A 13,696-nucleotide genomic window follows, 5' to 3' on the forward strand; every position below is an offset into this window, starting at 1 on the left:
CTTTTGGAAAAATCTGAAACCAGTTGAACTTTTCAGTTTTTTTAGGTTACAAATTGGAGCATCATCTCGACTAAAGAATGTAAAGAATGAAAATAAAAGAAATCTATTCTGAAAGTCAAATTTTGGAGGATATCAAACTTGGAGGCAGCAGGACGAATGTTGCAGTCAGTTTTTTGTTCAGGGAATTCTATGCACTTCTCGAAAACTACATAATCAGAAATAGTGGCAATGAAGATGATGCTGCAGATATCATTCAGGAAACATTTCTGGTTTTTATCAAGATTGTTGAAGACGGAAAGTTCCGGCAGGATTCTTCTATAAAATCAATCTTGTATTCCATTTGCAGAAACTTATGGATCACAGAGATAAGAAAAAGAAAAAGCACCATGACAAGACATGAAACATACGAAACCGAAAAGGATGAACCCTTACAGGATTTCAGCGAAAGCCTTGCCAAGCATGAAGACCATAAGTTGGTCATGGACCTTTTCGGATCCTTGGGTGAAAAATGTAAAAATATTTTACTCCACTTCTATTATGAAAATCTCTCCATGAAGGAAATCATGGAAAAAGAAGAATTTTCAAGCGAACAGGTACTTAGAAACAAAAAACACAAATGCATGAAGTCTCTTATAGAGAAAGTTCAAGCTGATCAAAAATTATTCTATTCATTAAAAAATGCCCTTCAAAATGGTGAATGAAAAAAACATAGCGCTCATAGACGATTATTTGGACGGTAACTTGTCCAAAGAGGATAAAGTAAGCCTGGAACGGCGATTTGAAACCGAGCCGGAACTGTCCGAACTCCTAGGTTTAGTGAAGTTTACCAAAGAAAGTATCAAACTGAATGGACAAAAGAACAAAATAAAAGAAATCCACCAAGAATTCTTAAAAGAAAAATCCATCAATTCAGGAAAATCATCAAAAGGTAAAGTCAGAACTTTACATTGGTGGATAGGCATTGCAGCCTCTTTTTCGCTATTGATTTTGGTTGGAGTAAATCATATTTCAAGTTATCCTGAAAAACTTCTTTCCGAAAAATACTATTCATACGAACTGCCCACGATGAGGTCAAATGAAAATGGCAAAGAAACTCTGGAAATAGCCTTCAAAAACCAGGAATGGAATAAAGTGGTATCAGAGGTAGAATTTCAATCGGATGATCGTCAATCTTTATTTCTGGCAGGAATATCAGCCATGGAATTGAAAGAATATGAAAAAGCCCTTTCGTATTTTGAAAGGATTGAAATAATCAACCATGAAAGTGGTGATGCATTATTCAGTGATGAAACAGATTACTATAAAACAATTTCATTTATAAGCCTATCAGATTATCATAATGCTCTAACAAAGGTGAAAGCAATCAATTCAGATGAAAACCACAAATACGTTAATGTATTTTCTAAAACCGATATGGTCAAATTGAGGATTTTAGAAATGCTTTGATGAATTGAATGAATCCTTTCTTAAAAAGCTGATGTGACCCATCAGTTTTTTTTTATTAAAAATTGAAATCTAAGGTTACATTTTATCAATCTGTTTCGACAATAAACTGAAATCAAACCAATAAAAAAAAATGAAAAATCTAAAATCTATTTTCTCATCAACAATCATCTTGGCTGCCATGATTTTCAGTTCGTGCAACACCGAGGAAGAAGTACCTGCTTTCGGAAATGGAGAAGGCAAATTAGGAATGGCGTTCAAATTGGCCAACGGCAATATCAATTCTTCGAACGCAAGGATAGCTAACGCTTTGGTTCTGGAATCCGGTTTTATACAAATCAAAGAATTGGAACTTGAAGTCGATGGAAGAGATGATAATGGCGAATTTGAGAAAGAAATTGAAATCAATTTCAAGGATATCAAAAAGGTAACTTTTGACCAATTTGACAGTTCCACAGACTTTTTTATTAATATCCCGGAGGGCGAGTATTACGAAATAGAATTGGAAATTGATCTGATTGATTACAAAAACGAACCGTCGATTTATATTGAGGGAACCTTTAATGGGACTCCTTTGGTATTTGAATATTATGGTGATGAAATTGATTTTGAGGTAGAAATAGAAGCTGAAGATGATGATGAATACTTTAAGATCGACAGAATCAACAATCCTTTGGCACTTTTTGAAATCAATGCCTTGAACTGGTTCAGAAATGTCTCCGAATCTGAATTGGAAAACGCGGAAATAAAAGATGGTAAAATTCTTTTGTCCAAAGAGGTAAACAGAGAAATCTACAAGAAAGTCGTGGAAAGCATTATAGCATCTTCAGAAATAGAAATTGAATTGAATTGAAAAAGTAGCTGATCTCCTAATCCTATTTGAAAACCACCTTTTTAGCAGGGTGGTTTTTTTTTGGATATTTAAATGTTAAACAGTGTTTTTTTCTTTTTAAAAAGTAAAATCATCAAACTGAAAACCAAAACAACTATAGCAATCCAAATAAAGCTGGTATAGTGGACACCTTCGCTTTCAGTAATATTTCCGGTCAGGATAATGTGGGCCCAAAAAGCCGGGTGGTGATACTGACTCATTTTTGGATCGTTTAATAGATCCAACTTTGACAAGCGAAGTGCCGAAGTGTAGGTTTCCCCCTTTTTCAAGTAATGGTAGAATCTTCCTGAGATATAGGCAGTGGCTTTATCTTCAGCTTTCCACAACGTCGTAATGATGTTTGGGCAGCCTGCAAATGCAAAAGCCCTGGAAATTCCCAAAATCCCTTCACTTTCACTCAAAGAACCTGTGTTTGTTTCACATGCACTCAAATAGACAAGAGAGGTATTGTCAAGGTTTAAGTTGTAAATCTCATGCGTAAAAAGCCTACTTTCTACATCCCCGGGATAAAAAACTATAAAAGCCTGATCGGGAACGGATGGGTCCGGGATGGCATGCGTAGCCAAATGGATGACATTGGCTCGGTCGGCGTCCTCAAGGAATCTGGATTTTGTAGCGAAATCGTTCACGTAAATTATTCCCTCGATAGACCCTACCTCATCCGAAGAATAAGGCAAATCACTAAAATATAAACCATTATTGTCCCAATTATGGTTTTCAAAAGGAGCGAAACCAAGTTTATTTAAATTTTTGGAATTAGGGATTTTTTGAAATTCAACAAATTTTAATGAAAACTGCCGCGTAATTTCATGGGACTCAATTAAAAATCTACCTGATTTTGTTTCTAAACTCCCAAATGGCAAATCGGATAAATTTCCATGTGGAATAATCAATAGGCCTTCAAATTTCAATAATTGTTTATCAACAGGACCAAAAAGCTTATCGAACATTTCCCTTCCCAAATCTCCTTTTTTATACCTTTCCCCCACTTTATAGTTTCTGACCGAATTTTTATAGGCTTCAATTTTTTCTTTGAAATCTTTCTTTTCCCCTAAATCAAAAAATGAAAGATTTTCCTTATCCATAGAAAAAAGATAGAGGTTGTTTTTGGCTTCAAAGAAAGCAGTCAAAAAAGTCTTATCGTTTAAGATTTCTTTTTGGAAATAAGGAATATTAAAATTCCTTGATTGCATCTTTCCGCTCAAATACTGAGGGAAATCATTGAACCGATCTTGAAGTCTTGACAGTTCAAGTCTTTCATCTATCAGTAGATTTTGCAACTCCTGCCTTGCTTTATCATCGGATTCCTGAAGAATCTTTTGTTGAATTTGAGAAATGGAAAATTTCAGGTCCCTTTCAATTTGGATCAAATCCTTTGGAATATCAGAATCAAGTTTAACCTGTCTCTCATTTAAGCTATAATCCAACCCTGTGGCCTTACTGTTTTCTGCCCATTCAAACGCCTTCTCCAGAAACTCTCTGTCGTTTGAATTTTGGTATTGATCCACTAAAAAACCAACCGCCTCTTGGTAACTTTCCAAAACAAAATCTCCAAAAAATACCCTGGCATCGTCATTATCATAGTAATTGCTGACGTTGTTTGCAATCTCAAAGGCTGATTGATAGGTGGCTACGGCCGTCTCCCTGTAACTTGGATTATTTTCCTTATTTGCCAAAACTGCAAAGGCTTTTGCTTTTCCTGTCAAAGCTTTGAAGAGAGAGAAAGATTCAAAACCAAAAGTATAATCGAGCGGGTTGGAAAAAATACTTTTATCATCAAATAGTCCGTCGATTTGGATGATCGCCTGATGAAAATATCCGGCTGATCCCTCAAAATCCCCGGATTCAAATGTAATCTCTCCCAATAAATTATGGGTTGAACCTAGGCGGAAATCACTTGCCCCATTGTTCAATGCCTCATTGCTTTTCAGAAAACCAATTAAAATATTTTTTGCTTCTACATATTTCTTTTTTTGGAAATAAACTTCTGCCTGTTGGTTTTTATAATCATATCTATTTTGGAATTCAGGTGATATCTTATTGAGGTAAAATAAAGCAGAATCCGGTAATTTTTTTTCCAGAAATATCCCGGCTATTTGGGAATTGGTCCTATCCTGATTTATCCCGAATCTTAAAAGATCTTTGTAAATCAACAATGCTGAATCTGCCTTCTGAAGATTTACCAGAGAAGACCCGATGTTGTTCAAAAAACTATAAAGCGCATATTGATAATAAGGATCAAGATTCTCAAAGGATTCTTCACCGATGGTCAGGTTTTTAGCTTTTGAAAAATAATTAATTGCCTGATTATAATTTCCTGAAGCAAAATATATGACTCCCAAAGAGTTAAATAGTCTTGAAGATTCATTCTTTGATTCTTTGGCTGCAAGCAGCCTTTCCGCTTCTTCAAGAAAAATAATACTGCTATCCGCCTTGCTTAGTAAATAATAAGTTTCTCCCAAAAAAAGATTGGAACCGAAAAAAATTGAATCCTGACTTGAACTACCTCCCCTGAATTCAAGTGCATTTTTATAATATTTTATAGCTTCCTGAAGCTTTCCACCTATAAGGTTTAGACTTCCCAACTTTTCATAAATATCCACCAACACCTTGGTTTCCAACTCGGAGGATGATGGATTATCAATGATTTCCTTTAAATATGCAAGAGTTAGGCTGTCGGTATAATCTGTGGGTTCGTCTGATTCGTATAAGGCAATGGCTTGCTCATATTTTTTTATGAGCACATCCTGCGAAACTGCTGAAGAGTCCTGAAAAAAGATTCCCAGAAAGAATATCAGCCATATTAAATGCATTGATAAATCAGGTTAAATTCAATGCAATGATAACCAAATTAATTATCTTCTGGCAACAACTAGTAAGTAAGGAGGTCTCGGTTTGGTTCTTGGATTATCTGCCATAACTCTGGCGTAATCGGAAAATGGGTTTTGGTAAGGAAGATTCAGAATTTGATTATTCTTTTCAGTCATTTCATCCAACAAGCTTTGGGGAATATCCGCAGTAGTTTCAAAATAATAGATACGGATATCGATACTGTTTAAGGCGCTTCCACTATTGTCTGCCAGTCGGTAATACAATTTGAAATCTTCAAAATCACCGTTTAAGGGATTTTCTCCCAATGCACCGGACTCAATGCTTTCTTGTAGGTCAATCTCACCTGAATCATCGTCAATGGAAACACCAAAGTCTTCCAATTTTGTGCCACCTGGACCTTCTACATCAAATTCGCAATCGTCGTCATCGATATCATCATCTTCATCATCATCCTCACAGGGGGTGGAAGCCAATGGATCGCCATTGAATATGGGAACGGCAAACCTTTGATTTTCTTCTAAAATATAAATAGCATCCAAATAATTGACCCCTGAAATAGTAAAGAATGTTGAACACTCCGGTGCACCGTTAGTAGGTCTGAAAGTGATCTTATATTTTAGACCGGATTCGCTTTTATTCACATCAATTTCACCCGTGAGGCTATCCAAAACCAATCCCTCCGGAACAGCTTCAAAGGTCCCCGATAATTTTTTTGTAGGTTGTAATAAATTTTCGTTTTCTATATTGATATGGATCAAGGTGTCTGAATAGGCAAAATCTCCACAATTAAAAGTAGTTCCTGTCGAACCTAAAAGCTGCTCTGAGCCATTTGAATTTCCATCTGGATCCTCATCCTTGACACAAGCATTGGAGAGAGATGCAACAATGCCCAAAATCAATAAAAATTCAATTTTAAAATCTTTAAGTTTTTGCATAAATAAATGCCTTAAATGAATGTTGTAATATGCTTTTATAGTTCTACGCTCCTTTGCCAGTGACCCAATATCTTATTTCAAGCAAGACGGAAGACCGAAGTCAGAAGACCGAAGTACTGGACAATTTAGGGTCCTGCCATGAATTATATAGAATTTCAATTTTACTGGCATCATTGCGTACATACATGGATGCTTTTTATTGAAAGATTCGAAGTTCAATCATTGATAATTCTTTTTAACCGCAAAATCAATGCCTCTGGTTCAGAATTTTTAATTTTTATCCTACGCATTTAAATAAAATCCACCTTCACGCCTGTTAGTCGAACCAAAATGGATTTATGTAACCGCACTACTTAAAAATATTTAATATGACTCCGATTAAAACCAATGCCATACCCAAAAATACTACCAAACTGTATGTCTCCCCGAATACAAAAAACCCAAATACCAGCGCATAAATTATCCCTATATAACTCAGGCTAGCCACTTTTGAAAGTTGTGCGTTTTGGTAAGCCAATGTCATAAAGTATTGGGCGAATTGTGTCAATAAACCTACTGCCAACAGACTGACCCAATCCCAACCCGTAGGCAAAACCCATAAATAATAGGTTGCAATCGCGGCAATGGGAATGGTTATTAAGGGAAAATAAAACATGATGACCAAGGGATGCTCTGAATTTTTCAACTTTCTGATCACATTATAGGCCACTCCCATAGCAAGCGATGCGATCAAAGCAATACTCAGATCAAAGGTGGATATCCTGGGATCAAATCCTTCAATGACGATAACACCAAGAAAAGAAACACCAAAATATAAAAACTGCCTGGCCTGTACTTTTTCCTTAACGATAAATATACCCAAGATGGTAGTAAAAACCGGAGCAAGGTAATTCAAGGTAACTGCACTGGCCAAAGGGATATTCTGCAACGTATAAAAAAATGCCATCAATCCAACTGAACCGGCTACTCCTCTAATGATAAGGAGTTTTTTATTGGAACCAAGAACCGGAACATTTTCTTTCTTCAATAAAATATAGGTCAAAACCAAACTGAATACCGAGCGGAACAAAATAATCTCGATAGCGGGAATATGCGGTATCAATTTAACCGATACATTCATCAGGGAAAATAAAAACCCCGCCAAAAGCATGTGCTGAACACTTTTATTATTCAAAATCCGAGTTGATCAAGATTCAAAACTAAGCGAAAAATAATTGTAAAAGGATTCAATCTTGTAAATTAAACCTGTTTTAGAAAATTTTCATAAACAATTCGGCTTCCTAAATGTATCATTAGCGTAAGTGATTTCAGTAAAGGTTAAATCTAGCAACTTCCTTACCGGCACGTTGGTCGTAAATCTAAAATCTTAAATCTTAAATCTCCCATGGCAATGAAAACAGGAAAAAAAGCACCTGACTTTACCTTACCTTCCACAAGTGGAAAAGATTTCACCTTATCCAAAGAATGTAAAGGCAAAGCATGTATTATTTATTTTTATCCCAAAGATTTCACCAAAGTCTGTACAGCTGAGGCCTGTGATTTCAGAGATCAGTTTGCCGCATTCAGGGATTTGGACATACCGGTATTAGGGATTAGCAGGGATGACATGGCCACACACTTGCGATTCAAAAAAGAGTACAAGTTGCCCTTCGAATTGCTCAGTGATGAGAAGGGAAATGTATGCAATGCCTATGATGCCCTAATACCATTGATCAGAGTCCCAAAAAGAATCACCTATTTCATCGATCAAGATCATATCATTCAAGGTGTCTTTTCAGATATGTTTGAATCTAAGAAACATGTGGAGGAAATGATAAAGTTGATAAAACCGTAAAATCTAGTGTTTATTTTGAACAATTAGTTAAAAAGTGTAACTGATAATTAGAAAACACTTAGAAAAAAGAATATCCTCCAAGCAAAAGCTTGAAGGATTGTTTTATGGAATTGAAAAGAAGTAAACCTTATATGGCTGACCATTTATCCAGGTAATATCCAATCTTCCATTCCAAGTTACAGATTCTAAAAATGATCTTGAATACCATTGGGAAAATTAACTTTTTTGATTGCTTGAAATTTATATTGGATTATCATAAGTTGATCTTAGTGATTTTCAATTAAATCTTTACAGGAGCCAGTTGTATAGATTTGAACACCTAAACCCTCTATATTTTTTTCTTTTTTTGACCATTCATTACTGTTTACAAGAATCAAAGTTTTATCAAATAAATCAGAGTCATTTTTAAACCAATAAGTAAATGGAATATCTTTCTCTTCAAGAATTAAGATTGTATTTTGATTAAGCATTCTTTTATCTATCCAATAAGTGTCATTTCCCATGGGTGGTCCAGGGTGATGAATAAATTTTAACTCAATACAAGAGTCTTGGAGATTCAAATATTTTTTTTTGAATATCTTATCAATAAATCCAACATTTCTGAATTTCCACTTTTTTAAACTTTTTTCAACTTCTAAATGATCAAAATCAAGAATAATTATCACTGTGTCTTGAGGATTGGCTCGCTCATAATAACTGATATTAAAATCCTCAATACGGTTTTTAGATTTAACTGTAACTTGACAAATTCCATCAGTAACAATTACAATAAAACATATTATCAAAACAAATATTCGGTTAGTTGCAATTTTTTGTTCCATATTTTGCTTTGTCAATGTGGAAATCAATTTCGTCTTTTTGTTCTTTTGTTTTATTCTTCCAACCTTTCACTTCTTCATATTTAAGTCCTTCCCAGGCTAATCCTTTATAAAAATCTTTAGGAATTCCAGTTGGATAAGCAAATGTTGTCAAAAAATTATTCAAGTTTGAATACCCCAATTGAAGATGGATTTGTTCGAGCATATCTGCCATCCGATCTACCCAGAAGTTTGCCATATAATTATGATGACTATCATTATCACCAACATATATACTTGTATATGCTTCGAAAGTTTCTCTAAAATCCAATTCCTTTGCAGTGAGATTGGATGCGTTAATGGCTCTATACATCTCGGCATGTATCATCTCATGGACAATAGTCTAGCTACTTCCAAAGATGATCTATTTATATTTGCTTCGTTGAAAGTAATCTCTATTGGCTGATTAGGCCCTCTATATCAACATAAGAGTAATTGGGAATAGTGCTTCCAGTTGCCGTAATCCTTTTTGTAAACAGAAAAATAGGGGACTTCATCTGAAATGTACAAGAATGTATACCTGTATCCTTGCAAGAAGACAGGTTTTGAGAAGTGGTAGATGGCTAAGGGTTTCAATTTCGATTTCCCATCATAAAGTTCAGCCTCTTCAAGCAATTTCTAGCTTAGAAAACCTCTTTTCATTCCTTTTACCCTTTACTTGTTTGAAAACAAAAAAAAGATAAAAGCAACACAATAAATATGATTACTTGACATCTATTTGGACTGGAAATTGAGTTTCTTTATTTTTTATTTTTCAAAACCATTTCTAGAAGCTCTACAAGATTAGAAGGATTCCTCTTAACTATTTCAGAGAAATTTACCCATATACTATAACCTAATTAATTAGAGTAATAATCCTGGTCATCATAATCACATAAATCACATGTACCACCTTGTATTACTTCAACGGAATTTCCAATAGCTCTTTCTAATTTCTCAATTTTAAAAAATTCCGTAAATCTATAAAAATATTAGGATGCATTGGGTTTTTATAATGGAATTAATGTTGGTCGATGGTAAATAAATGGTTATTTCAATCGAAAAGTGACCATTAAAAATAGTTCCCAATTGCCATTTATTTTCTTATATACAGAGATGTCCCCTCCTCCTTCAATATATAAAAAGGCGTATCTATATCCTTGTAAGAAGACAGGTTTAGAAATCGTCTTATACTCCTTGTATTTTCTCAAGGCAATATCTAGATCAACTATCTCTGGTTCGCTAAGATGATTATAGTAAGCATCCAATATACTATCATACCGATCCTTATCTGAAGAAAGATGTACTCCTTCAGGAAACATCTCCGTTCGGAACCTGAAGGGTTTTCTACCATCACTGCAAATAAGTTCGGCATCATCTTTAGAAAAGATATCTCGTATATCCACCGAACCAAAGTGATTAGGAAAATTTCGCTCCAAGTTAAGTATAGCTTCCCCAGTACATGTATCTTGTCCCGAAATAGTCCAATCCATTAGAGCATCCTCAAAGACAATGATCTTTCGACCAGCGTCCAATTCCTTTTGGAATACAGCAGTCATCAGGGATTTGATCTCTCGCTCCTCCCTCGATGAGCAGCTCAGACATATTAAACTGACTATTCCGATGATTATGAAAATGTAAGCTCTCATTTCAATCACATGCTTTTATTCCTTTAGGGAGTGTCCCTGAATAATTTTTATTGTAATATTCTGCACCTAATCGGTTTTTAATCCTTGTTTGAACTGATATGGGCAATGTTTTAAAAATGTCAGTTTCTTGAAGCCCTCCCCAGGCCATATCTTTGAAGAACTGATCTCCAAGAGCATTTTCATTATATCCTGAAACATTGGCGAAGTTTCGTAACTCTACTGCAATGTCATTTAAAAATTTTGTTTCAACAAAAAGGTTATGATGAACATCATTCGGGTCTGGCCCATATTTGGTAATATATTTATTTAGCAAACAGTTTAAATCACAATTTGATGGAAACTTTTCTTCAAAAAGCAAATAAGCATGTAAAGTTTCATGTAAAATAGTTTTTGCGAATGAAAGATCAGTAGCGTTTTCATTCCCTTTTTGATTGATCCGGATAATTGCGAATCCATTTTCCAACCTAGAATCTGTACATGCAGTAGCACCGCCACCACAATCTCCATAATTGAATTTTATGTTATAATTGGCTGGTACAGGTTGATTTCCATTAAATTTTTGAAAAATTCTTTTGAATTCCTGTTGTGTTGAACCAATAAGTCGTTCAATGATTTCTCGGTGACAATTTGAAAGTGAAGACAAGTCAATTTGTTCCTCTGGAAAAGGGATACAATCCGACCCAAAATGGTTGGTGTTGTTACATGGAGTAGTACCAGTACTCCCTCCTCCACTTGGACTTCCAATTCCGCTACCCCCTCCACTTCCTGTATAGGTTGGCGATACTATTGGGGCTGATGGCCAGCTACCGCTACCCGCCCCTCCTCCAAAGGGGTTGGGATTATGGCAACTTGTTATGGATAATGTTGCTGTATTACTTCCAATACCCATGTGTATTCCATAAATATAGGGAAATTCCACCGTAAAGCTTGAGCAAATCATTAAAGCATTATGGGTTTGAATGCGTTTGGAAGGATCGTCTATTTGATAAATATGATAAGAAGTTAATCTTCCCTCTTCCACTTCAAAAGTTCGCAAATGCCTCTCTGAATAGGTAAATATATCCATTCTTCCCGACCATTCTTTTGGGATTCTATGGTATGTCATTTCTTTGGACTTCTGTCCATAACTGAAATACCTTGCCACCAATACCGAATATCCCTCTTCCGATCCTGGCTGCTCCACAAACAGCAGACTTTCTTCAATCAAGTCATCTCCTAAGTCGCCATATTGATCAAAAAAATCATTGCAATGCCTATTTATCCTCTATTCTGAATATTTTCCCATCCTGCATGACCATCATTCGGTCGGCCATTTTGGCCAGTTCCTGGTTGTGGGTAACGATCACAAATGACTGGCCGAATTCTTTTCTAAGATCAAAAAAAAGTTCATGCAAGGCCTGGGCACTTTTGGAATCCAGATTCCCGCTGGGTTCATCGGCAAAAATGATTTTTGGGTCATTGATCAATGCCCTCGCGACAGCTACTCTTTGCTGTTCCCCCCCCGAGAGTTCTGAAGGTTTATGTCCCAACCTTGTTCCAAAACCCAAAATTTCAGCCAATTGAGCAGCTCTTTTCTTGAGTTCGTTCACGGGTCTATTTGCAATAAGACCGGGGATAATGATATTTTCTTCTGCTGTAAATTCCGGCAGGAGATTATGAAACTGAAAAATGAATCCGATTTCGCTGTTTCTGAATTCAGCCATTTTATCACCTTTGAGTTTGGTTACATTTGTGTCAGCTATCCAAACCTCACCACGGTCTGCCTGGTCCAATGTCCCCAAGATATGCAATAATGTACTTTTGCCTGCTCCTGAAGCTCCCACGATAGAAACAACCTCTCCCTGACTGATATTTACATCCACGCCCTTGAGGACATGCAGCTCCCCGTATTGCTTGTGTATTCCCTTTGCTACTAACATTTTTTGAATTAATGACCGCAAATATAAAAATTGATTCCGCTGCAATTTCACAATTGACATTTATTTACCAAAAAGAGCTGACCTTAATTTGATAAATAAGCAAGTAGCCTTAACTTCGGGCAAAAATTTTCTAAAGGATGAATATACACGAATATCAAGCTAAAGAACTTTTGAAAAGCTATGGCGTCAGAATTCAGGAAGGAATTGTCGCAGACAGTCCTGAAGCTGCCCTGGAAGCTGCCAAGAAACTCAATGCATCAACCGGAACTTCCTGGTATGTAATCAAAGCACAGATCCATGCCGGAGGACGGGGTAAAGGAAAAGTTCAGGAAACAGGATCCAATGGTGTAGTATTGGCCAAGAGCTTGGAGGATGTTCCGGTAAAAGCCGGGAATATTTTAGGAGGAACCTTGGTGACCATTCAGACCGGAGATGAAGGAAAAAAAGTCAACAAGGTCTTGGTAGCCGAAGATGTTTATTATCCGGGGGCATCAGAACCTAAGGAATATTACCTTTCCATATTGTTGGATAGGGCAAAAGGATGCAATGTGATCATGGCCTCTACCGAAGGTGGTATGGACATTGAGGAGGTAGCAGAAAAACATCCTGAAAAAATCATCAAAGAGTGGATTGATCCAAAATTAGGTCTTCAGGGATTCCAGGTAAGAAAGATTGCTTTCAAATTGGGATTGGATGGGGCTGCATTTAAAGATATGGTGAAATTCATCACTTCCCTTTATAACGCATATATAGGATCTGATTCCTCACAATTTGAAATCAATCCGGTATTGAAAACCTCAGATGATAAAATACTTGCTGTCGATGCCAAAGTCAATCTGGACGATAATGCCTTGTTCAGACACAAAGATCTTGCGGACCTGAGAGATTTGGCTGAAGAAGATCCTTTGGAAGTTGAAGCTGGAAAATCCGGCCTGAATTATGTAAAACTTGATGGTAATGTCGGTTGTATGGTAAATGGTGCCGGTTTGGCCATGGCTACCATGGACATGATCAAATTATCCGGTGGAGAACCTGCCAATTTTCTTGATGTAGGTGGAGGCGCCAATGCAACTACAGTGGAAGCAGGCTTCAGAATAATCCTTCAGGACCCGAATGTGAAAGCCATTTTGATCAATGTTTTTGGAGGAATAGTTCGATGTGACAGGATTGCAAACGGTGTGGTTGAAGCTTATAAATCCATCGGAGATATCAAAATCCCAATAATTGTAAGGCTTCAGGGAACCAATGCAGAAGAAGGTGCCAAAATCATAGATGAATCCGGATTGAAAGTTTCATCGGCAATCACACTGAAAGAGGCTGCAGAAAAAGTCAGGGCTGCTATAGCTTAATGATTTG

13 protein-coding genes are annotated in these 13,696 nt (G+C 36.3%); 5 read left to right on the forward strand and 8 right to left on the reverse strand.

Annotated features, from left to right (window positions below):
- Positions 1–86 precede the first annotated feature (86 nt).
- The 3 genes from B9A52_RS20320 (at position 87) to B9A52_RS20330 (ending at position 2,296) form a co-directional block, all read left to right on the forward strand.
- Positions 87–701, forward strand: coding sequence for an RNA polymerase sigma factor (locus tag B9A52_RS20320; RefSeq protein ID WP_084122284.1), 615 nt, complete (start codon positions 87–89; stop codon positions 699–701).
- Positions 679–1,446 carry an anti-sigma factor gene (locus B9A52_RS20325; protein ID WP_084122286.1) on the forward strand — a complete coding sequence of 256 codons (768 nt, stop codon included), beginning with the start codon at positions 679–681 and terminating at the stop codon, positions 1,444–1,446. The genes B9A52_RS20320 and B9A52_RS20325 overlap by 23 nt, the downstream gene beginning before the upstream one ends.
- Positions 1,447–1,576: 130 nt before the next feature.
- Positions 1,577–2,296 carry a hypothetical protein gene (locus tag B9A52_RS20330; protein WP_084122287.1) on the forward strand — a complete coding sequence of 240 codons (720 nt, stop codon included), beginning with the start codon at positions 1,577–1,579 and terminating at the stop codon, positions 2,294–2,296.
- Positions 2,297–2,364: 68 nt separating this feature from the next.
- Here B9A52_RS20330 and B9A52_RS20335 read toward each other — a convergent pair whose 3' ends face one another.
- The 3 genes from B9A52_RS20335 to B9A52_RS20345 all read right to left on the reverse strand — a co-directional run bounded on the left by B9A52_RS20335 (position 2,365) and on the right by B9A52_RS20345 (position 7,252).
- Positions 2,365–5,148, reverse strand: a complete 2,784-nt coding sequence (locus tag B9A52_RS20335) for a CHAT domain-containing protein (protein ID WP_084122288.1) — start codon at positions 5,146–5,148, stop codon at positions 2,365–2,367.
- 42 nt (positions 5,149–5,190) lie between these two features.
- Positions 5,191–6,102: a hypothetical protein gene (locus tag B9A52_RS20340; protein WP_197687249.1), complete on the reverse strand. Its 912-nt coding sequence runs from the start codon at positions 6,100–6,102 to the stop codon at positions 5,191–5,193.
- Between the two features lie 349 nt (positions 6,103–6,451).
- Positions 6,452–7,252 carry a DMT family transporter gene (locus tag B9A52_RS20345; RefSeq protein WP_084122290.1) on the reverse strand — a complete coding sequence of 267 codons (801 nt, stop codon included), beginning with the start codon at positions 7,250–7,252 and terminating at the stop codon, positions 6,452–6,454.
- Between the two features lie 234 nt (positions 7,253–7,486).
- Here B9A52_RS20345 and B9A52_RS20350 point away from each other — a divergent pair, with 234 nt between their 5' ends.
- Positions 7,487–7,936: a peroxiredoxin gene (locus B9A52_RS20350; RefSeq protein ID WP_084122292.1), complete on the forward strand. Its 450-nt coding sequence runs from the start codon at positions 7,487–7,489 to the stop codon at positions 7,934–7,936.
- Between the two features lie 266 nt (positions 7,937–8,202).
- On the opposite strand, the gene B9A52_RS20355 is transcribed toward B9A52_RS20350, so the two are convergent.
- The 5 genes from B9A52_RS20355 to B9A52_RS20375 all read right to left on the reverse strand — a co-directional run bounded on the left by B9A52_RS20355 (position 8,203) and on the right by B9A52_RS20375 (position 12,340).
- Positions 8,203–8,757 carry a hypothetical protein gene (locus tag B9A52_RS20355; protein WP_084122294.1) on the reverse strand — a complete coding sequence of 185 codons (555 nt, stop codon included), beginning with the start codon at positions 8,755–8,757 and terminating at the stop codon, positions 8,203–8,205.
- On the reverse strand, positions 8,735–9,106 hold the full coding sequence (locus B9A52_RS20360; RefSeq protein WP_157370237.1) for a hypothetical protein: 372 nt from the start codon (positions 9,104–9,106) through the stop codon (positions 8,735–8,737). Before B9A52_RS20360 ends, B9A52_RS20355 begins: the two co-directional genes overlap by 23 nt.
- Before the next feature lie 715 nt (positions 9,107–9,821).
- Positions 9,822–10,421 (reverse strand): hypothetical protein, encoded by a 600-nt coding sequence (locus B9A52_RS20365; RefSeq protein ID WP_084122297.1) that lies wholly within the window; start codon positions 10,419–10,421, stop codon positions 9,822–9,824.
- Position 10,422: 1 nt separating this feature from the next.
- Entirely contained in the window at positions 10,423–11,604 is a 1,182-nt protein-coding gene (locus tag B9A52_RS20370) for a hypothetical protein (protein WP_157370238.1), read from the reverse strand.
- Between the two features lie 70 nt (positions 11,605–11,674).
- Entirely contained in the window at positions 11,675–12,340 is a 666-nt protein-coding gene (locus B9A52_RS20375; protein ID WP_084123624.1) for an ABC transporter ATP-binding protein, read from the reverse strand.
- A 137-nt stretch (positions 12,341–12,477) separates the two neighbouring features.
- On the opposite strand from B9A52_RS20375, the gene sucC reads away from it, so the two are divergent.
- Positions 12,478–13,689: an ADP-forming succinate--CoA ligase subunit beta gene (gene sucC / locus B9A52_RS20380; RefSeq protein ID WP_084122299.1), complete on the forward strand. Its 1,212-nt coding sequence runs from the start codon at positions 12,478–12,480 to the stop codon at positions 13,687–13,689.
- The last annotated feature ends 7 nt before the right edge of the window (positions 13,690–13,696 follow it).

Source organism: Aquiflexum balticum DSM 16537, from assembly GCF_900176595.1.
Classification (GTDB): Bacteria; Bacteroidota; Bacteroidia; order Cytophagales; family Cyclobacteriaceae; genus Aquiflexum; species Aquiflexum balticum.